The sequence below is a fragment of the Gilliamella sp. genome, from assembly GCF_024104075.1.
Lineage (GTDB): Bacteria > Pseudomonadota > Gammaproteobacteria > Enterobacterales > Orbaceae > Gilliamella > Gilliamella bombi.
Genome location: NZ_JAGGHR010000005.1, coordinates 72,426 through 94,099 on the forward strand (window position 1 = coordinate 72,426; position 21,674 = coordinate 94,099).

Consider the following 21,674-nt stretch of genomic DNA (forward strand, 5'->3'; position numbering starts at 1 on the left):
ATTATCTAGCTTCTTATCCATTTTTCTATCTCCCTAAAATGATTAATTAATATAACTGCCTCTCGTTCTACGGTCTTAACAAAACTATTATAAATACGAAGTCTATCTTGAGTCGTCAGACTTTCTATCTGCTGAAAAATACTATTTATGTCATGTTGTATATCTGGTATAAAAGAATGTAATAGTTCATCCATATATTTCTGAGAAGAAAAATGGGGGCCGTAATAAACCATAGCACCATAAAGAAGTGGTTCAAATAAACTATGTCCTTTTAAAGAGGAGTCAAAAGAACCAAATACAATCGATGCGTGTGACATAGAATAAATGCGATTCAAAACCCCATAACTTTTTACAAAAACAATATCTGACAATATATTTTCAATATCGTTACATTCCGATATAACCTCTACTTGATTATTATATTGCTTTTTAATCACCTGAATAAAATCATCAAAAAAATTAATATGTCTGGGCACAAGTATTATTTTATAATCAAGATGAATTAATTTAGATAAAAGAACATTAACAGTATTAAGTTCATTGGGATGAAAATTAGAAATTGCTATTACTTTCCTTTCGGAAGTGATATTTTCAACACCATTAACGCGAATATTTAAGGGAAGTTTGTAGCTAGGCACAACCGACACATTAATATCTGGCATTATATGTAGCAGTTTTGTTCTAAGGTCATCTGTTTGTACATAAGCATTTTTAATTGGCGAAAACATTAACTCTCTATAATACCTGTTACTAAGACGTTGTATTGTTTTATCTGAAATATGACCATTTAAAAGTATCACCTCTCGCTTTAGCATATTCATTACTGCAAGAAAGTTTGGCCAAAAATCATGCTCAATAATTATTGCTTTTTTGATATGAAAGTGACTAAGAAACAAAGTTTGATGAATTAATGAATCAAAAGGAAAATATAATATTTTCAAATTCAGTTTATTCTTATGTAGTTTTTTATAAGCCTGAATAGATGTTACTGTTAATATAATATTTTCATTTGATTCTGGTTCAAATGAATTAATTAAATTAATTGCTGCATCAACTTCTCCTAAAGATATTGCATGAATCATTATACAATTCTTTTTATTCCATCGATGAAACAAAGAAGTAAGAAAATAATGTTGACTAATATGTTGTAAATTATCTCTAGTTTTAATATTTTGTTTACGAGCCTTAATGAAAGAATAAACAGCAAGCACAGGCAAAAATATTAACAAAAACTGAGTGACTATCAATAAACAATATCTAAATAATTTATCCATTTTTTCTCTATCGTTTAAATAAAACTGTAACTATCCCCTAAAATAGTACAGCAAAAAAATAGAAAATTCTCTATGATAAAAGTAAAAGAGGATTTAAATATGAGAAAAATGACTAAACATCAAATCGTAGCTATTTTAAAAGAAGCTGAAGCTGGTATTCCCGTTAAAGAACTTTGCCGTGAATATGGCATGGAGAATTCAACTTTCTATAAATGACGGGAAAAATACGGCGGAATGGAAACTTCAGACATCAAACGCTTAAAGGAGCTTGAAGCCGAAAACCGTAAACTTAAACAGATGTTTGCCCAGCTCAGTTTAAAAGCTCAGCTTCAGGAGGAAATCATAAAAAAGCTCTAGAGTCTACTAAGGCACGGAAAACTTGGGCAGTGCAATTGCAAGAAAGTCATTTCATCACAATAACTTTTACACCAACCCCACTTATTCTTCTTTTATCCCAAATTACACAGGAGTATAATTTATACACCTATTATTATAATTATGGAAAACCCAGTATGTTTGGAAATAAAACAAATCGTCAAGTCATTATTTGGACAACAATCATTGGTGGTTTTATTAGTGCTTTAGTTAAGTGGGGATCCGAGGTTAATATGCCTCCTCGTGTTCCGGGTGAAATTTCGCCTCCAGCGGCACATATTGATGCATGGCTTGGTTGGTTAGGGATTGATTCTCATTCACTTGATTATATTTATCAAACAGCAACTGTTTCTGGTGCGGTAACGCTTTATCACTGGTTATTCAGTTTTGCTTTTGCCTTTGTTTATGTGGCTGGTGCATATTATTGCAACAAAATCCGACTATGGTATGGCGCTGTTTATGGCACGATTATTACTATCTCTATGCATGGTTTTTTAATTCCATTACTTGGCTTTCGTCATCCTGCTTATGATGCCGAAGGTACTGTTGGTTGGTTATGGAATTTAAATGGCTATGAACTTTGGAGCGAAATTTTGGGTCATATCTATTGGGGCGTTTCAATTGAAATTTGTATGATTGCCGTTCTTGCTCATTTTTCAAGACCTATTCGTGGCGAGTGGCGTCAATAATTTAAGTTAAATCACTTAATACTAAATCCTACTATTTAACTATAGTGGGATTTTTTATTTTATTAGTTATAGTTAAAAACTATATTAACCAATAAAAAACTAGAATTATTCAATATCTGTTTTTTTTGTTATCTTCTTTATCACTAAAGAAAGTCGATAAAAAGGAAATAAAAATGAATACTGCTGTTATTGGATATCCTCGAGTTGGTAAGCTTCGTGAACTTAAATTTGCAACAGAAGCCTATTTTAAAGGTAATAAAACACAAGCTGAATTATTAAACGAAGCTAAAGCGCTACGAGCTGAGCATTTAAAACAACAAGCGGCTCAAAAAATTGCCTTTATTTCATCTAATGATTTTTCATTCTATGATGCGGTGTTAGATACAGCGTGTTTACTTAATGTTATTCCAAAACGTTACCAAGATTTAGGTTTACCTGAACTTGACCGTTATTTTGCGATGGCACGTGGTTATCAGGGTGAAAAAGGCGATGTGCGAGCACTCGCTATGAAAAAATGGTTTAACACCAATTACCACTATTTAGTACCTGAAATTGAAGATTCAGTACAAATTAAGTTAACAGGCACTAAACCTTTTGACGAATATCAAGAAGCTAAAGCGTTAGGTGTACAAACCAAGCCGGTTGTGATTGGTGCATTAACCTTTTTTAAATTAGCGCAGTATTTAGGTAAAAAACAGCTTGTTGATTTTAAAGCTGATATTATTAAAGCTTATCAAGACATCATCCAAAAATTCACAACGCTTGGCGCTGAGTGGATCCAAATTGATGAACCCATTTTAGTCACTGACCTAAATAAAGACGATATCGCTTTATTTACCGAACTTTATCAAGCGATTTTATCGGTTAAAGGTAACACCAAAATTGTTCTACAGACCTATTTTGGTGATGTACGTGATTGTTATAAAGAACTTGTCGCTTTACCTTTTGATGGTATTGGTCTTGATTTTGTTGAAGGTAAACAATCATTAGCTTTACTTGAAAACAATGGTTTCCCTGCCGATAAAGTCTTATTTGCTGGTGTGGTAAATGGAAAAAATATCTGGAAAAACAATTACCAAAAAACCTTAGCATTACTTGGTAAAATCAAACAAAAAGCCGCAAATATTGTAATCAATACTTCTTGTTCATTACTGCATGTTCCTTATACATTGCAAAATGAGACCAAATTAACTATTCAACAACGTGCTTATTTTGCTTTTGCACAAGAAAAGCTACAAGAACTTGCTGAACTTGGTCAATTATTTAAGGATGCAAATCCTGAAAATAATGCCGCTTATAAAGCTAACCAAACATTATTTACTCGTGAGCGTGAGGGCGCAAACCAAGCGGTACGCCAAAAAGTGGCCGCATTAAAAGATTCGGACTTTACTCGTTTACCTGAATTTTCAGTGCGTGAAGCAGCGCAGAAAAAGGCCTTTAATTTGCCATTATTACCAACAACCACTATTGGATCATTCCCACAAACACCTGATGTACGTTTAAATCGTGCTAAATTCAAAAAAGGTGAAATTTGCCTGAACGAATACACTGAGTTTAATCAACAAAAAATTGCGCAGTGTATTAAATTACAAGAAGAAATTGGCATTGATGTGTTAGTACATGGTGAATTTGAACGTAATGACATGGTGGAATATTTTGGTGAAAGCTTAAATGGCTTTGTGTTTACTGAAAAAGCATGGGTGCAATCTTATGGTACTCGTTGCGTTAAGCCACCAATTGTTTGGGGTGATATTTCACGCTCAAAACCGATTACTGTTGCATATTCAAAATATGCACAAAGCCTGACAGACAAACCAGTTAAAGGTATGTTAACAGGACCTGTAACTATTCTAAATTGGTCGTTCCCACGAGAAGATATTTCTCAAAAAGAATCGGTATTCCAAATAGCATTAGCAATTGGTGATGAAGTATTAGATCTTGAAGCAGCGGGTATTAAGATCATTCAAATTGACGAAGCGGCATTAAAAGAAAAATTACCACTACGTAAAGCCGATTGGAACAGTGAATACCTTGATTGGGCGATCCCTGCGTTTAGATTGGTACATAGCAAAGTGCAAGCAGATACGCAAATCCACACCCATATGTGTTATAGCGAATTTGCTGACATTATTAAAGATATTGATGCAATGGACGCTGATGTTATTTCGTTCGAGGCTTCTCGCTCTAATTTGCAGTTGATTGACGTACTTAATGCAAACAACTTCAAAACTGAAGTAGGACCAGGGGTTTACGACATCCATTCACCACGTGTACCACCAGTAGCCGAAATCAAAGCAACGATTGAAAAGTTACTAGCGAAGATTGATAACCAAAAATTGTGGATCAACCCAGATTGCGGTTTAAAAACTCGTGGCGAAAAAGAAGTGGTTGAAAGCTTACAACATTTAGTACAAGCCACTTTAGAAGTAAGAAAAACACTGAACTAAGTACTATTTTTACAAAGTCGTTGAGTTTTTTATTAACAAATCAGGCTTTGTTCATAGCCTTACGTTTCCGCCGCCTATTTGGGCGGCGGAAGTGTCAATAAAGGAAATGAGTGACATAACCAATGGATGAAACAAATGAAAACAAATCTACTATTTAATAAAAAAACCGTATTCTCCTTTGAGGTTTTTCCCCCTAAAAAAACCTCACCTCTAGAAACAATTTATAGTACATTGCGTGAACTTGGTTATTTTAAACCTGATTTTATCAGTGTCACTTATGGTGCAGGTGGTAGCTTAAATGGTCAAACCACCATTGATATTGCCCACTCAGTCAAACACACTTATGGCATTGAAAGCGTCGCTCACTTGCCGGGGATCAATTTTGATAAAGCTGAAATGCAAAAAATCCTACACGATCTTAAATGTGCAGGAATTGATAATGTGCTCGCTTTGCGTGGTGACATCAGCCCGAATGTACAACCTAAAGATGATTTTCGATACGCTAGCGAACTGGTGACATTCATTAAAGAAAACGGTGATTTTAACGTGATTGGTGCATGTTACCCAGAAGGACATCTTGAAGCAGCAACACTAAAACAAGATCTGATCCATTTAAAAGAAAAGGTCAATGCAGGTACCGATCAACTTATTTCACAGCTATTTTTTGATAATGACTATTTTTATACATTTTTAGATAAAGCTCGCGATATTGGCATTAATGTTCCAATAGAAGCAGGCATCATGCCAGTGACCAATAAAAACCAAATTGAGCGTATGGTATCGATGTGTGGGGTGAATTTACCTAAAAAATTCAAACAAATGATGGAAAAATACGAACACCACCCAGAAGCATTTCGTGATGCCGGTATTGCTTACGCAATCGATCAGATTGTTGATTTGGTTTCGCAAGATGTCGATGGCATTCACTTATACACCATGAACAATAGCTACATAGCAAGACGCATTAGCGAAGCAGTATCTACATTGCTAGCGGTGCCAAAATTGGAATAGTGAATATAAAAACAGGAAAGTATAAACAATGATTTAGAATTGGTTGCGGGGGCTGGATTTGAACCAACGACCTTCGGGTTATGAGCCCGACGAGCTACCAAGCTGCTCCACCCCGCGTCAAAGAAGTGGCTATATTATAGCAATAAAATAATAAAGCAATACCTATTTAGCTTAAACGCCACATTTTTAAACATTCTTGAGTTAATCTAGATTATTTTCTTACATAAACACAAATTCACTTGAAAGTTTTTAACAAAAATTTTAGTCTCCTCCAAAACCAAAGACAGCAAAATCCAACTACACTGAAAATAGCAATAATTTTATAACCATAGGATTTTAATAAAAAAATCAAGGTAAAAACTTAAATAAAATCAATGCTCTACCTGAACGATTTTGATAAGTAACACACTGATTTTTTTACATCAGTATTTCAGTACACTCAGATAAATAAACAAAAGCCATTAACATTAATATAATGATTAACAAATATCGAGGAGTGATCAACATAATGCTACTATTTGATTATCTAAAATCTACAGATATTGAATTAATCAATACTAAATTAAAAAAAGTTGCTATGACAAACTTAAAACATATTCTTAATGATCACTACACAGAATTAGAGCTTAATACTAAACAAGAGACCCAAACACTTACTTTTCATGAAAGCTTAAGTGTGATTTTAACGGGAGATTATAATGAACCCGTTTTTCAAATGTGTTTAAAAATTTATAAAGATGAAATGTATCTTGGTTATTATCACTATTTAACAACATTAGACCTTACCTTTGTTGATGAATTCTTTGTTATTAGATAACCAATAAAAGCACGTTGTTTTGCATTCTATAGATGATCAACTACCGCTCTTTTTTAGTTTATATTAAATACAGGTATTATCGATTTTTACAATTCCTCATGCTCCGTATAATCTTCTAACACCGCATCAGTCATACGGTCTAAATGTTTGACTTTGCTAAGGTCTTTTAAATTACTGTAAGGGATATAGCTACAACGCTCCGATAATGGCCCACTTTCTAGTAACGAAAATACAGGGCGACGGATCTCTTGAAATACTTTTTCCTGACGACTGTCTGGGGCGACAATATGGAGATTAATATTCATATTGGGTTGTAAGGCGAGTAAATCCGCCATGCGTAAAATACCAGAGTAAACCGAAGTGGTATGTTCGACTTCAAACGCGCGTGTGATAGCGCGCCCTTTTAACCAAATCACATCAATTTGTTCAATGGTGCTTAAGGTGGTTTCGTCATAATTAAGTGGTAATTTTTCTAATAATGCTTCGGTGCCTTTTTTCCACTCTTTTAATACCCGGCTGCGATCCGCTTTCGGTAGCCAAATCTTCATCCCCATACAGGCACCAATTTGGGCAAGTAACGCCTGCATTTTGATCGATTCGCGTACTTCTGGGGTTGTTTGGTTTGGGGCTTCATCATCGACCAGTTCATTATCACTCGGGACCGAAACCTCAACCACTTTATCGGTTCGATTGACAGTATGGGTTTTTAATTTCTTTTGATCTTGCTCATTAAGGGGATAATCAGCGGCGATGTCATGTTGCTGTAATAGACAGTGCATTAATAACTTGCCATCTTTTTCATTAATTTTATTTAAACTATTACGCAGCAATCCGGTCCAACCTTTACTGTTTTTCTCAATGTTTTGGGTAAAAGAAAGATGTTGCCAAATTTGGTCAGTATACATAGGGATAGCTTGGGGGAATGGTAACCACACTTTAACCCGAACATGAAAACGTATAATAAACGGATCATCCGATGCTAAAAAAAGGGGCGTGCTATCTTCATAAGGACCATCAACCACTTCAAGCAGCCCGCACCAGCGAGATAGTCGGGTGAGATAACAAATAAAAATATCCCCAGCTTTTACTTTTTCTGCCAATAATTTTTGTCGAACCCGAAAACCAGATACTGTCTTATCTGAATTCATAAAAGCTTGATACGTTTCGGGTGAAAAGATGTTGGTATAGTAAGCCATAAATAATTATCCGTTTTTAATTAACCTTACTTTAATGGTTTGGATCTATTTAAAAGTAATCAGTTAAATTGTTGTTTAATCTCGGTCATCCAACGTGGAAGTTCGTCATGTAAGGCTAAATTTAGCATAAATAAGTTATCAATATCTTTATTCGCTTTGCTTAAGTCAATTGTTTGAATAATTTCAGCAAAATAAGGCACAATGTCCGATTTTGATAGTTCAAACTCAGTTATTGCTTGTAATAATAGCTTGCTATCAATACCCCATTCGTTGGCAAATTCGTTTGCAGCATGTTTGATTTTATCGTTTTTCCAATTGGTAAATGCTTGATCAAAATGGACTTGGCTAGATAGGCGACCGGTTAATAATTCGGTATCGACAAATTCCTTTAATATTTTTGCTTGCTGATCTTCGCCCATTTGGCTTAATTCTTGAATTTGTTCGTAGATAATGCGCCTAGTTTCGTCGTTAATGGTTTGTACACCATCAACATGCGACACTTTAGATCCAATTAAGCTAAGGATATGCGCAGCATCAATCACCTGTGTGCCTGCTAATTTGGTTTTACCAATTAAAGTGGGCACAATGGTTGGCGTTTTAGTGGTAGTTTCTTTAGCGGTTAAGTTTTTAAATGCGCCAACATATTGCAACCAACGGTGCTCGGTCATACCAAAAGTGGCATTATCCCATTGATATTCATAATATTGTTGGACAATATTAAGCTGATCAGCCGCTATTTTAAATGCTTTGCTAAATTCAGTTAGTTTTTTATCATCATGTTGAATTAATTGCCATTGGGTTGGATCGGCTAAGGTTAAAACTAATTGCTCCAAATCGTTAGCTAAAATTCGCACTGCAGTGGCATAGGTTTCAACAATCGCTTTGCTACTACCACCACCACTACCATATAGCTCAAGGGCTTGGTTAACCATTTGTTCGGTTAGGCGAGGGGTTTGGAAATTTACAATTGTGCCAAACTCTTTGCTAGAACCAAACACGCGATTGGTGCGTGAATAAGCCTGAATTAAATTTTGTAGCTTTAAGGTGCGGTCAACATAAAGAGTATTGAGTCGTTTAGAATCATAGCCTGTTAATAGCTGATCAGCAACAATCACTAAATCGATATTCTTACTATTACGACCACTACCGCCACGGGTAGTACGCTCGACCACATCCTCAAAATAGGCTTGTTCACCATGTTTTTTATCACCTGCTATAAACTTAATGCCAGTAAATGCAGCGTAATCATTAAACATGGTATTGATAATTTCGGGATCGACATTATCCGGATCATTTTCGTTACCAAAGCTAAAGGTCATGGCAATATTGATTTTTTGCTGTTGGCTTGAAAGTTGTTTTTTAAATTCCTGATAATAGGCAATCACCCGTTCCTTATAAGCGACGGTTAAAATAGCATTAAATTGTTGCTGTTGCGATTGCGCTTGCCAGTTGCTTAAAATCTCTGTAACCACTTGCGGTATATGGGTTTGATCATGATAAACTAATAGCGCTTTATCAATGGCTTGCTTTTCAACTTCGCTTTCGCTCCAGCTATGTACTAATCGGGCGATTTCGCGATCGGATTGTTCTGGCTTTTCGATTTTTATACGCTCAATAAGCTTATCACGCAAATCGTCATAACTGTTAAATTCGCCAGTATTGATGTAATCAACATGAAATCCAAGCACGTTACCATCAGCAATAGCTTCATCAATGGTATATTGATGTAATTTAGGACCAAATAACTTTTCGGTAGTGTTAATCACTTCGCTGTTTTCGTTTATTTTGCCTTTAATTTTGTTTTCGTCAAAAAGCGGCGTACCTGTAAATCCAAAAAATAGCCCATTTTTTCTAAAATGGCTTTTTATGTCGCCCATCATATTTTTCATAGTGGAACGGTGCGCTTCGTCAACAATAAAGACGATTTTTTTATCAGCTAAACAACTATCTTTGCCCTCTTCAAGGGCTTTAACCAAATTATGCAGTTTAAAGATAGTGGTTACCACAATACCATTGTGTGGCGAGCTAAGGTGTTTTCTAAGTTGCGCTGTGCTGTGCGTATCATCAACCGTGACAGGCTCAAAAGCAGCATAAGCTTTAAAGTTATCACTGGTACGACTATCAAGTTCACGCCGATCGACCAAAAAGACCACTTTATCAAAACCGGCGCGCGTCGATAAAAATAGGGCTGTTTTAAAGCTGGTAATGGTTTTACCTGAACCCGTCGTATGCCAAACAAAGCCGCCATGTGGTTTTTTATCGGGATTATCCCAACCAAATGCCGCCCCTTCAACCGCTTGTAAAGCAAAGACCTGATAAGGACGCATTAGCATATGTCGGCGGTTTTCTTCTTCTTTGGCTTCATCAATGACTAGGTAGTCGCCCACCATTTGATGCGCCATTGGGATCATTAAAAATTGTTCTATTACTTGCTGCCAATGATTAATCGGTTGATTTGATTTATTCGCCCAATGAAACACAAAGCTAGGATTAAAGTCATTAATTGTTTTGGGCGTGGCAAAGTAACGGGTTTCGATTTCGCTACTGATTACCATCATTTGCGAAAAAGCCATAAAATTGTTGCTATATTCGCCATCTCGATAATAACGCTTAAACTGTTCGAATGCTTCGTCAAGGTTTTTATCGGTACGTTTTTGTTCGATATTAATTAACGGTAAACCATTAATTAACAGCACCAAATCAAAACGGTTACCGTTAGGTGTTTGCACTTCGCGGGCAATGCGATAACAGGAATCACCGCCACGCACCTCGGGTTTTTTAAAGATAGTTAAGGTGATTTGTTTACGGGTGATAAGCGGGTTATCATCGCGATAGATGCCATCGATTTTGCCTTTTGACTCTTCCATGGCGAGCAGTTTTGCCGCTTGGTAGCTGTTTTGTAGTTGGTTAACTTTTGCCATTACTTGGCTAAATTCGTTATCGGTTAACTCAACGCCTTCAAGCTGATCGGCATTAAGCCGATTAAGTTCTCCTCTCCAATGTGTGACTAAATCATTAACCGTTACTTTACGTCGATTACCATCTAAAAAGTCAGGTGCCTGCCATTGTTGTTTTTCTAATTCCCTGACAAAGTTTTCTTGAAAGGTTTTTTCTGCGGCATCTTTTACAACCTGACTCATTCCTTAGCTCCTTTTTATACAAACATTTCGTTTAAATAAGCTTGTTTGATGTTTTTTAATTTATCTAGTTTTTTTTGTTCTAGGGCGATTTTGTTATCGAGTAATTTAAAGAAATTACCGATTTGTTGTTGTTCTACTTCACAAGTAACAGAAACCTCAAACTTCGAAAATTTTGAAATCCAATGCCTTTCATGATTTTGAGGTACATACATAATATTTCTCAATACGTAATAGACAAAGACAGAATTATAATTCTGATTTTTTAGCGTTAAAATTTTTATTGCTGAACTCTTAACTTTAAAGGGGAAGTCAACATAGTGTGACAAAGTAGTAAAATCATCAAATATGAAGACAGGGTTATTAATATTTGCTTTATAAATATTGTTTTTTTCATTCGTATAACCCAATATAAAACTTTTCCCTGCTGTTAAAACAGGGATTTTATAAGCGTCATTATAGTCAACATTATTTACAATATACTTAGTTGGTTGTTCATATTTTAATAACTGAACCAGTTCCTTATTATTCCAGTCTTCTTTAAACCCACTAAACCGTAACTTAGGTTGTAATTTTCCCCTACTTGGAAACATTTCCGTCAGATAGGCAGATTTTAGGGTTTTGGCTTTTTCTAATTTTTTTTGTTGAGTATTAATAAGGTTATCAAGTTTCTTAAAGAATTCACCTATTTGGGTTTGTTCAGTTATTGAGCTAGGTAAATTAATTTTTAATGTACTTAATGATTTTTGACTAACTCCTTTTGCTGTGCCACCACTTGTCATCATCAATAATGAATTATATATGCTAGGTGATTTTAACAATATAGCTAAAAAATCATCAGTAATTTCTGATTTGTTAACTTCAAAAGCAATTGTGCGTTGGCTTAGAATATATCCATTATCGTCGGGGATTTGTGCTACATTTCCCATTGGAGCTTCTGTAGTAAATATAACCTGCCCTTTTCTTAATTCATTTCCCCCCATCCATTTTAGATACAAATTATTATCCCCATAATGTGCATCTGCACTAAAATCAATATAACCATTTTTAACATTTAAGGCAGAAAGCGCCAAAAAGCCGCATTCACTCCAATCCATGCCTAATTTTTTAGGAGTCCTACCTCTAAAGTCGATAATATGAATGATAACTTGTAAGAAATATGATTGTTTCCAAATTTGAGCTCCCTCAAACCCCTTAAACCGTCGCCTAGGAACTAATTTTTTACTTGCACTCATTGCGTTACCACCAGATCTTGCATCATCGCTTGTAACTCGGCTTCGAGTTGCTCGATCTCTTTATCAATCGAAGTTAAGGTATCTTGATAACGTTCGTTTAACATTTGTAGGGTTTTTAATTCGGCTTTAATCGGTTTTTCGATTAATTCGCTCAGTAACGCAATGGTATTACCAAACCATTTTTTGTACATTAGTGTGTTAATTTCTTGATCCGTTAAGCTTAAAATCCGTTCTTGTACCGCTTCTTTTAATGCTCGTTCGTCCGTTTTAATTTGCTTACTTAATGTCGATTTTTGGCTGATTAATTTATCGACTTTTTTCAGTAATGGATAAGTTTCCACCTCTTTTGCGGTATTTTTTAACTCATCTTTGAGTTTTTTGTTATCAAATGTATCGAGCGGTTCGTCATCATCGTTCTTTTTCAACGATTCATACAGCGCATCGTACTCCGGGCTGTCTTCGACTTTGGCCGCTTCAATAAGATCCGCAAGTTCGCTTTCTAGCGTTTGGATTTGCTGTTTATTGTTGTCGATATTGGTTAACTCATCGGCATATAATTCACTCGCAATTAATTCGCTTGGGATCAGGCTGCTAATAAAGCCGTCTTGCTCAGACCGTTTTTTAGCACCGCTACCTTTGTTGACCATATTCGGCACTCGGTTACGTGCTGCGGTATAAAAATCAGTGGCGGCAATAATTTCAGCATCATGGAGTAATGCATTTTGCCAAATTTCGGCAATAATCTGATAGCCGTCATAGATATCAAGATGATTAAAGCTGGCTAGTAGGCTTTTTATGTCGTTTAACATCGCTTCCATTAGCGGGTGAATCTGCTCAGGATCATTAATTGCAATGATTTGTGACCAATAGCTGTCAATATAAGCTTGCGTTTGCTGCGCTAATTGCGCCGATTGCTGTCGTACCCGTTCATCATTTAAGATTTTAGTGCTTAATTCGCTAATCTCTTCTTTTAAGGTGAAATAGTGCGGACGCACAGGCACTAATGCCGACTGCAATAAGTCGGGCGTGGTGGCACGGATAACGGCAAGTTGTTCAATATTGTGCTGTGGTATGCCACCTAATAGATGACCTTCAACATCGTGGGCAATATCATCGTCAATAGCATCGATATAACGGGGTATATTCAGGTTATATTCGTTAGCAATAATCTCTTGGCGATTGGCTAAATGGCTATACCCCGCTTGCTCTTGGCGTGATACATAAGTATCAACAATTTTGGCGATGTCTTTTTCTTGCAAGACATTTTGCTTACCGACTTTTATAAAGGTATTTGAGGCATCAATGATTAATACCGGATCAGTCAGTTGACGATTCTTTTTTAACACTAAAACCACAACGGGGATGCCTGTATTGGTAAACAGGTTGCTTGGCAAGCCGATGACGGTATCAATGTAATTCTTTTCTAATAATCGTTTGCGGATTTCACCTTCAGCTCCACCACGGAATAAGATTCCATGTGGTAACACGATTGCCATAGTGCCACTTTGCCCTAAATGGAATAGTCCATGTAATAAAAAGGCAAAGTCACCTTTTGAATCGGGCGGCAATACGCCTGCTATTTCAAAACGGGGATCGCTCACTTTTAATCCTGCGCGATTCCAGTTTTTGACTGAATAAGGTGGATTCATGACTACCGCATCAAATTGGACGCCCTCACTAGGACGCTCAGGATCTTCAGGCCAATCATGAGCTAAAGTATCGCCATTTCTAATGGTCATTTTATTGGGTTTGACTTCATGCAGTAATAAATTCATCCGCACCAAATTATAAGTAGCGGTATTTTTTTCTTGACCGTAATAGGTCAAACTTTGTTGCGCTTGTTTGGTTAGATGTTTTTTAACTGTTAGCAGTAATGAGCCAGATCCAACCGTCGGGTCATAAATAGAACGAATATTGGGTGTTTTGGCAGCAATTTGTGCCATTACTTCACTTACTTGGCGTGGTGTATAGAATTCCCCGGCTTTTTTACCGGCTTCCATAGCAAATTTACCAATCAGATATTCATAAGCATCGCCTAATACATCGCCTTTTTGTAAAGCGACCATATCAAGATCGGCAAATAATAAGATTAAGGCTTTAATATTTTTACTGCGCTCATGTAAATTACTACCAAGTGCAGTATCGGTTAAATCTAAGGTTGAATTAGAAAACAGATTCTTAAAGTCATCGGCATCTTTGCTATTGGCAATTGACCGTTCAAAGTGATTTAAGCTGTCGATTACTTTTTGTACTTCAAAATTACCTTTATTAATATCTGCGATCCAAGTTTGATAAAGGTGCTCCGGTAAAACATAATAACCCAGTGTTCTTTGCAGCATGCTTTCTAATTGAGGACCACGTTCAGCCATGCCATTATAATAGTTGGCGATAAGTTCGGACTGCGTGATCTCATCTCGGGTTGTCATCGTTTTAAATGCAGATAATGTTTTATCACTTAAAAATTTATAAAACATTAAACCTAACATATAATCTTTATAACGACTGGCATCCATCGAACCACGCAGCTCATTGGCGCCATCCCATAACCGACTTTTAATCTCTTCAGATGTAATCACAACGTATAACCTCGTTAACTCATTTACTTTGGCATGAAAGTATCATCGGTTTATTTTTGATTTATCCCATAGCCAACACAATTGCGTCGTATTTTAGCGGTAATTAGTTTCAAATCCTAGCTAAATAAGTAAAAACCCATACCATATAGAAATCACTCAAGTTTTTTACAATAATTTGGAAACGATTGTAATGAATATAAAATATAACGCCTTTTCATAAAGAAAAAATGACTATCACTGATTGGGTTAAACGTTTTATAGAGTGATACGAAATTAGAATTGAGATATGGAATAATCTATAGAAAAACGCCGAGTTGTTTGCACTTCATAGGTTAAAATAATCCTCTAAAAACTCATAAAATGTTTTTCCAAAAATCACTTTATTCGGTTTAGCGATATTATAAAAATTAATAAAGCGTTCAAGTTTTTGTTTTCTACCTTTTGAATCGCTAAATATTTGCTGATTATGCCACATCGCAATTCAAAGTTCGTGTTACTCTTTCGACTTTCCATTTGTTTGTGGGTAGGCTGCTTTGGTGAATTTTTGATTAATAAGGTAGTTATGACTCATTTTTATTTTCTCACTTTTTAAGATGTTCACCACTGCTGTTTATTTTCCCATACTACTTTATTCAAAAATAAGCACATAAAAATTATAGAAGCATTGATTTATTTAATTTGTATAGATAGAATCATATTTTTAATATATCCAAAATAAATAATAACTTATAATGAAAAAATTAACTTTATTGAGCTGTTGTCTTTTCTTACTACTACCACTAAAAGCGCAAGCTGTCGTTGTAAATGATGTTACAGGTATGACACCAGTACAAGCATCTGCGGTTATGCAACCAGAATCGACTCAACAGGTCTCTGAACTAGTTAAAAATACCTCTGGTCCAATTAGTATAGCTGGTGGCAAATACAGCATGGGTGGACAAACAGCAATAAACAATGGAATTCAAATAGATACACAAAAACTCAACCATGTGATTGATTTCAATCCTGAGAAGAAAATTTTAACCATTGAAACAGGCGCAACTTGGCGTCAAGTACAGGAATTGATTGATCCCTACAATTTATCGGTAAAAATCATGCAAAGCTATGCCAATTTTAGTATTGGTGGTTCGCTTAGTGTAAATGTGCATGGGCGTTATATTGGAGAAGGCCCTATGATTTTATCTGTTGAGAAGTTCAAAATTGTCCTAGCTGATGGCGCTATTGTCGAAGCCAGTCCAAAAGAAAATCAAGATATATTTTATGGCGCTATCGGCGGTTATGGTGGATTAGGTGTAATTACAGAAGTCACTTTGCGACTTGTTGATAATGTTAAAGTAAAACGCATTAGCGATGTTATGCCAATTGCCAAGTATTACCCATATTTTATGCAACAGATTCGTTCTGACAAAAGTGCCATATTCCACAACTCAGTAATTTACCCACCTGATTTTGAAGAAGTTCGTGCTGTCACTTTTAAAGAAACACAAGAACCATTGACTATTTTGGACAGATTACGCCCAACCGACCAATATTCGTTTGAACAGGAACAAAAAATAAAAATTGTCGCCTCATCAAATTTAGGCAAACATTTACGTAAATTGTATGATGATATAGATTATATAAAACAACCAGTAATGTGGCGTAATTATGAAGCCAGTTATGATGTGTCGAATTTACAGCCAATTAAAAGCAAAAATAAAAGTTTTGCTCTACAGGAGTATTTTATCCCCATAGAACGGTTTGAGGATTTTTATCCTGAATTAATTGCTATCCTAAAAAAACATCAGGCCAATGTGATTAATATTTCGATTCGTCATGCAAATCCTGATAGCGGTTCATTACTAGCATGGGCTAAAACCGAAGTGTTTGCTTTTGTTATTTATTATCAACAAGATACTGATGAACAAAGCAAAAAGAAAGTAGGAATCTGGACACGAGAATTAATCGATGCAGTATTAGCAAAGGGTGGAAGTTATTATTTACCGTATCAATTACATGCAACTGGTGAACAATTTCAGCGCGCATACCCACAAGCAGATCGCTTTTTTAAACTTAAAGCACAATTAGACCCAGAAAATAAATTCAATAACATGCTATTAGATCGATACCACCCTAAAATAATTCAGTAAACAAAATAAGGCATATTTATCTTGTTTATTATTACTATTTAACAATATTGGACGTACTTTTTTTGATAAGTTTTATACTCAAACACCATGTTACCTGAAACTTTTTAACAAGAATGTACGCTTATTTGTAGAATGAATTAAGTTAATTTGTCTTCTAATCAATATAAAGGAGGCTTAGAGCCTCCTTAATTCAAAACAAAAATCTTATATTATTGGTTTTCTGATTTTGCCTTCCAACGTTTAAGTAAAAGTGCATTGGTTACAACGCTAACACTACTTAACGCCATAGCGGCACCAGCTATCATTGGATTTAAAAATCCCAATGCCGCTAGCGGAATACCAATTAAATTATAGAAAAATGCCCAAAATAAATTTTGTTTAATTTTATTATAGGTTCGGCGCGAAATATCGATCGCATCAGCAATCAAAAACAGATTACCACGCATTAGAGTAATACTTGCTGCATGCATAGCCACATCGGTGCCTGTGCCCATAGCAATACCAATATCGGCAGCCGCTAAGGCTGGAGCATCATTAATACCATCTCCTACCATTGCCACTGTTTTATTGCCAGTTATATCTTCACTTTTTTGTAGTTGATAAATATAGTTTGCTTTATCTTGCGGTAATACTTCAGCAATAACCTTATCTAAGCTTAACTGCTGCCCTACATAATTAGCTGCTTTCTGATTATCGCCAGTTAACATAACGGTTTTTACATTTAACTGATGTAATGCTTGAATAGCTTTTTCGGCTTCCCCCTTTATTACATCAGCAAAACCCAAGAGTGCTAATATCACCACATTACCTTCTGATTGCTGTTTCGCTAAAAATGAAATGGTATAACCTTTACTCGATAACTGATTAGTTTTATCGTCCATACCAACAAAATAGGCATTTAATGATTTCATCCAACGCAAACTACCTAAATAATATTCGGTGTTATCAACGGTTGCCATCACTCCTGAACCAGCTACCGAAGTAATATTTTGAGCATAATGATACTCTTTAGCTTTACTTAAAATAGCTTTAGCAAGTGGATGCTCACTACCTGCTTGTAATGACGCTGCGAGCGATAAAATTTGATCGGGCGTCTCACTACCCATAACATCCATTTCAACTAATTCTGGTTTACCAATGGTTAATGTGCCTGTTTTATCAAATGCAACCATATTAATATTATGCAGTGTTTCTAATGCCTCGGCATCTTTAATTAAAATACCATGACGAGCAGCCACTCCTGTACCAACCATAATTGCTGTTGGTGTTGCCAAGCCTAATGCACAAGGGCAAGCAATCACTAACACAGCCACCGCATGGAGTAATGCTTGTTGCCAATCATGCGATATCACACCCCAAGCCAATAACGTAACAAGTGCAATCAATAAAATCACTGGCACAAAAATAGCGCTAATGCGATCAACAACTCGTTGGATTGGTGCTTTTTTAGCCTGAGCAGATTCAACCATTTCAATAATTTTGGATAAAGTAGAATCCGCTTGAATCGCTGTAGTTTTAACGATAAGTAACCCTTCGCCATTAATTGTACCGCCAGTAACAACATCATTAACGGCTTTATTTACAGGAAAACTCTCACCTGTTAGCATTGATTCATCACTACTAGATGCACCTTCAATCACAACGCCATCAACTGGAATGCGCTCTCCAGGCTTAATAATAACAATATCATCCACTTTAACTTGGTTAATGGGTAAACTTATTTCTTGATTATCACGCCTTACTAAAGCAACATCAGGGCGTAGCGCAGACAGGGCTTCAATTGCTTGTGTTGTTTGATGTTTAGCTCTTGATTCTAACCACTTACCAAGCAAAATTAAGGTAATAATAATAACTGAAGATTCAAAATAAAGGTGCTCATCATTGCCCATGATAAGCTGATAAACTGATAACCCATATGCCGCACTAGTACCAATGGCCACTAATAAATCCATATTACCCGACAACGCTTTAGCCGCATTAAAACCGCTTCGATAAAATTTAGCACCAAGTCCAAATTGCACAATAGATGCAATAACCAGTTGTAACCAAGCTGGCATCATCAAATGAAATCCAAAAGGTTCTAATAACATAGGTAACACAAAAGGAATGGCTAAAATAACAGAAATCACAATCGGTAAAATAGATGCTTGTTTGTTAACTTTATTTGCACCTGATTGTTGATCTGAAATTTTAATAGCGCGATAGCCAGCTTTATCAACCGCAGACATTAATGCTTCAAGTTTAACATGAGTATCTGCATTAATTGTTGCTTTCTCAGTTGCCAGATTAACACTGACATCAATTACACCATCAACTTTTTTAATTGCTTTTTCTACACGACTAACACAAGAGGCACAACTCATTCCTTCAATATTAAGATGATATTGTATTGTCTTCATAAAATGCAGCCTTAATTTTTATACGATTATTGATTAGTATATACTCAAAATTGATAACAATGCAGAAAAATACTAGACAGATCGCAAGAATTTAACTTGCGATCAAAATAAGAGGAAATAAAAAAGATAACGTTAGTTACGTAATTTTTCGGGCCACTCGTTTTGAGTAGAAACTAATAAATCCTTAACAATTCTAGGATTACCCGCAACAACATTGCCCGAAACCATATAATTATTACCACCTGCAAAATCGGTAATAACACCACCTGCTTCACGCAAAATCAACTCACCGCCAGCAATATCCCATGGTTTTAAGCCAATTTCAAAAAAGCCATCTAAACGACCTGCGGCAACATAGGCAAGATCTAAAGCGGCAGAACCAGTGCGACGAAAATCGCCACATCTAACAAATAATTTTTGTAATACGCCAAAATAACTATCGCTATATTGTTTAGCTTTAAACGGAAAAGCCATTGCTAGCACGCTACCGTCTAAATCTTTCGCATTACTCACTCGAATACGATAACCATTAAGTTGAGCGCCTTTACCACGAGCAGCAGTAAACAGCTCATTACTCATTGGATTATAAACAACAGCAATTTCGGTTTTACCTTTAACCCGAGCTGCGATAGACACTGCAAAATGAGGGATATTTTTAATAAAATTGGTCGTACCATCAATTGGGTCAATTATCCACTGAGTATCGGCATCATTACCTTTAGCTAAGCCGCTTTCTTCGGCAATGATAGTATGGTCAGGATAAGCTTTTTTAATTGTTTCAATAATCAAAGCTTCAGCCGCACGATCGGTATTAGTGGCAAAATCATTAGCGCCTTTGGTTTCGATTTCGATTGAACTAGGGTTTTCATAAGCCTTGATGGCTACATTACCTGCTTTACGAGCAGCACGAATAGCAATATTCAGCATCGGATGCATAAATTTATTCCAATTGATGATGTTAAAGAACGAATTATATTAGTATGCCATTTGTCATACTAAAAACTGTTATATAGTATAAAGGTTTTGTGGCTTTATTGCCAGTGTGTGTGGAGTGTTTTTCGGTAAAAAAACAGTTAAGAAAACTTTAATAAAATCATCATCTTTTCTGACTGATTTTTAGTGAAAAATAATTTCTTTTTGTTTTGGTGAATAAAATAGATTGGTGCGGTGGTTTCAGCGTCGGTGGCGGTAGGGGCGGCGCAGTTTTGTGGCTTTGCCACAACTGCGCAACCCTAAGGGAAAATACCCCCAACTTGTGCGGGGGCTTTATTCTTGTCTATATTGTCCTCTCAGAAAACATAAGCACCTTTTGCACCCTAAAGATTAATTAACCACTACCTTAAGCAAAGACCGTAGCTCTCAGAACCGGCTAAGTTATCACTGTGCCTATAGACGTAGCCTCTGCTCGAACTAACAGCGGACATATTACCTGATCGGCCACCTAACCAGTAGCTAACGCCAAGGAATTCTGCATTAGGGTAGCCGTATATGTAACCCCACTCCGTAAGAAATCCAGCGCCTATTTGACGTTGGTATTCCCCATGTCCTGACGATGGCTTGGCGCCATCGTTCATTATGACATAATCTCTACCCACTTTTATTTTAAAACATGGGAAAAAATGATCTCCTCTTACACCACACTTCGCATTGGTTAAATCACTTGTCCCCGGCATGCGATAACCCAAACCACTACACCATCCAGATTGTTCATTATAATATCTTCTTACGGCCCCACTACTGATGAACCACTTCTTCAACACAAATCCATATTTTACTAACTCATAACCATCTTTATCTCTACCCACTAACTCAAACGTCTGCGGTAACCTTGGTACAGTAATTCGGCTAGGGTTAAACCTTTGATTTCTTACCTCTGGACCTGTTAGCTTAACACGTGCTACAACTTGTCCCCTATCTTCATAAGGAATCCAGTAATCATTAGGTACAACATTTATCACGCTTGCAGTAATTCCCTCATGCCTGACAGGTGCCCATGTCAATTCTCTTACATCTATTCCTGTAATGAGTAAATCAAAATATAAATTATCCGCACCTGTAGTTGGAAAATTGAGGTTATATGATCCTGGATTGGTTGATTGAACTAAAAAGCCCTTCTTAGGATTCCATATGTTAGCAGGGCCTGCGTGTTTGCCGTCACCCATTTGTAGATTCGGTCTTGCATACTTGATAACTGGCATAACTGGCTCCGCTGGTAATGGTTCGGATAGTAATATTATTGCATCACTACGATTACCCGCTCGATACTTTTTGCCATTCGCCTGTACATTCCATGACAATGACAATAATAACAGTGCTGATACTAGCAAAGCTGTTTTAGGTGATTTAGGTGATTTGAGCGATAATTTCGATAATTCGTTGAGAAATAATT

The 21,674-nt window shown here is 36.2% G+C and carries 14 protein-coding genes, 1 tRNA gene and 1 pseudogene; 6 read left to right on the forward strand and 10 right to left on the reverse strand.

What is annotated here, in order from left to right; translation table 11 throughout:
• Window positions 1-5 precede the first annotated feature (5 nt).
• A complete protein-coding gene (locus tag J6569_RS02830; RefSeq protein ID WP_296317497.1) occupies window positions 6-1,274 on the reverse strand; it encodes a glycosyltransferase N-terminal domain-containing protein in 1,269 nt (422 codons plus the stop codon).
• Window positions 1,275-1,373: 99 nt separating this feature from the next.
• Here J6569_RS02830 and J6569_RS02835 point away from each other — a divergent pair.
• The 4 genes and pseudogenes from J6569_RS02835 to metF form a co-directional block, all read left to right on the forward strand.
• Window positions 1,374-1,625: pseudogene (locus J6569_RS02835) on the forward strand (transposase); the annotation flags it as partial.
• A 161-nt stretch (window positions 1,626-1,786) separates the two neighbouring features.
• Window positions 1,787-2,338 (forward strand): DUF1440 domain-containing protein, encoded by a 552-nt coding sequence (locus tag J6569_RS02840; RefSeq protein WP_065561279.1) that lies wholly within the window; start codon window positions 1,787-1,789, stop codon window positions 2,336-2,338.
• Window positions 2,339-2,511: 173 nt separating this feature from the next.
• Window positions 2,512-4,785, forward strand: coding sequence for a 5-methyltetrahydropteroyltriglutamate--homocysteine S-methyltransferase (gene metE, locus J6569_RS02845; RefSeq protein ID WP_296317499.1), 2,274 nt, complete (start codon window positions 2,512-2,514; stop codon window positions 4,783-4,785).
• A gap of 135 nt (window positions 4,786-4,920) precedes the next feature.
• Window positions 4,921-5,796 (forward strand): methylenetetrahydrofolate reductase [NAD(P)H], encoded by an 876-nt coding sequence (metF, locus tag J6569_RS02850; protein WP_296301672.1) that lies wholly within the window; start codon window positions 4,921-4,923, stop codon window positions 5,794-5,796.
• Window positions 5,797-5,836: 40 nt separating this feature from the next.
• Here metF and J6569_RS02855 read toward each other — a convergent pair.
• Window positions 5,837-5,913 (reverse strand) — tRNA-Met (locus tag J6569_RS02855).
• 391 nt (window positions 5,914-6,304) lie between these two features.
• On the opposite strand from J6569_RS02855, the gene J6569_RS02860 reads away from it, so the two are divergent.
• Complete coding sequence (locus J6569_RS02860) at window positions 6,305-6,613, forward strand: hypothetical protein (RefSeq protein WP_065590221.1); 309 nt, start codon at window positions 6,305-6,307, stop codon at window positions 6,611-6,613.
• An 86-nt stretch (window positions 6,614-6,699) separates the two neighbouring features.
• Here the strand turns inward: J6569_RS02860 and J6569_RS02865 are convergent, their stop codons facing one another.
• From J6569_RS02865 to J6569_RS02880, 4 genes are read right to left on the reverse strand one after another with little or no spacing between them, the layout of a single operon-like run.
• Window positions 6,700-7,809, reverse strand: a complete 1,110-nt coding sequence (locus J6569_RS02865) for a hypothetical protein (protein ID WP_296317501.1) — start codon at window positions 7,807-7,809, stop codon at window positions 6,700-6,702.
• 59 nt (window positions 7,810-7,868) lie between these two features.
• Complete coding sequence (locus J6569_RS02870) at window positions 7,869-10,949, reverse strand: HsdR family type I site-specific deoxyribonuclease (protein ID WP_296317502.1); 3,081 nt, start codon at window positions 10,947-10,949, stop codon at window positions 7,869-7,871.
• A gap of 14 nt (window positions 10,950-10,963) precedes the next feature.
• Window positions 10,964-12,181 (reverse strand): restriction endonuclease subunit S, encoded by a 1,218-nt coding sequence (locus J6569_RS02875; protein ID WP_296317504.1) that lies wholly within the window; start codon window positions 12,179-12,181, stop codon window positions 10,964-10,966.
• Entirely contained in the window at window positions 12,178-14,757 is a 2,580-nt protein-coding gene (locus J6569_RS02880) for a type I restriction-modification system subunit M (protein WP_296317506.1), read from the reverse strand. The genes J6569_RS02875 and J6569_RS02880 overlap by 4 nt, the downstream gene beginning before the upstream one ends.
• Window positions 14,758-15,488: 731 nt before the next feature.
• Here J6569_RS02880 and J6569_RS02885 point away from each other — a divergent pair.
• Window positions 15,489-16,886, forward strand: coding sequence for an FAD-binding oxidoreductase (locus J6569_RS02885; RefSeq protein WP_296317508.1), 1,398 nt, complete (start codon window positions 15,489-15,491; stop codon window positions 16,884-16,886).
• 209 nt (window positions 16,887-17,095) lie between these two features.
• Here the strand turns inward: J6569_RS02885 and J6569_RS02890 are convergent, their stop codons facing one another.
• The 4 genes from J6569_RS02890 to J6569_RS02905 all read right to left on the reverse strand — a co-directional run.
• Window positions 17,096-19,285, reverse strand: a complete 2,190-nt coding sequence (locus tag J6569_RS02890) for a cation-translocating P-type ATPase (RefSeq protein WP_296317510.1) — start codon at window positions 19,283-19,285, stop codon at window positions 17,096-17,098.
• A 132-nt stretch (window positions 19,286-19,417) separates the two neighbouring features.
• Window positions 19,418-20,221 (reverse strand): inositol-1-monophosphatase, encoded by an 804-nt coding sequence (gene suhB, locus J6569_RS02895; RefSeq protein ID WP_065590228.1) that lies wholly within the window; start codon window positions 20,219-20,221, stop codon window positions 19,418-19,420.
• A gap of 137 nt (window positions 20,222-20,358) precedes the next feature.
• Window positions 20,359-20,505 carry a hypothetical protein gene (locus J6569_RS02900; RefSeq protein ID WP_167370059.1) on the reverse strand — a complete coding sequence of 49 codons (147 nt, stop codon included), beginning with the start codon at window positions 20,503-20,505 and terminating at the stop codon, window positions 20,359-20,361.
• Window positions 20,506-20,619: 114 nt separating this feature from the next.
• The coding region (locus tag J6569_RS02905) for a hypothetical protein (protein ID WP_296317512.1) at window positions 20,620-21,674 on the reverse strand (1,055 nt) is incomplete at its 5' end.

Excerpts from the sequence above, each read along its gene's own strand:
- J6569_RS02830 (WP_296317497.1), bottom strand. The coding sequence starts at position 1,274 with ATGGATAAATTATTTAGATATTGTTTATTGATAGTCACTCAGTTTTTG.
- J6569_RS02840 (WP_065561279.1), top strand. The coding sequence starts at position 1,787 with ATGTTTGGAAATAAAACAAATCGTCAAGTCATTATTTGGACAACAATC.
- metE (WP_296317499.1), top strand. The coding sequence starts at position 2,512 with ATGAATACTGCTGTTATTGGATATCCTCGAGTTGGTAAGCTTCGTGAA.
- metF (WP_296301672.1), top strand. The coding sequence starts at position 4,921 with ATGAAAACAAATCTACTATTTAATAAAAAAACCGTATTCTCCTTTGAG.
- J6569_RS02860 (WP_065590221.1), top strand. The coding sequence starts at position 6,305 with ATGCTACTATTTGATTATCTAAAATCTACAGATATTGAATTAATCAAT.
- J6569_RS02865 (WP_296317501.1), bottom strand. The coding sequence starts at position 7,809 with ATGGCTTACTATACCAACATCTTTTCACCCGAAACGTATCAAGCTTTT.
- J6569_RS02870 (WP_296317502.1), bottom strand. The coding sequence starts at position 10,949 with ATGAGTCAGGTTGTAAAAGATGCCGCAGAAAAAACCTTTCAAGAAAAC.
- J6569_RS02875 (WP_296317504.1), bottom strand. The coding sequence starts at position 12,181 with ATGAGTGCAAGTAAAAAATTAGTTCCTAGGCGACGGTTTAAGGGGTTT.
- J6569_RS02885 (WP_296317508.1), top strand. The coding sequence starts at position 15,489 with ATGAAAAAATTAACTTTATTGAGCTGTTGTCTTTTCTTACTACTACCA.
- J6569_RS02890 (WP_296317510.1), bottom strand. The coding sequence starts at position 19,285 with ATGAAGACAATACAATATCATCTTAATATTGAAGGAATGAGTTGTGCC.
- suhB (WP_065590228.1), bottom strand. The coding sequence starts at position 20,221 with ATGCATCCGATGCTGAATATTGCTATTCGTGCTGCTCGTAAAGCAGGT.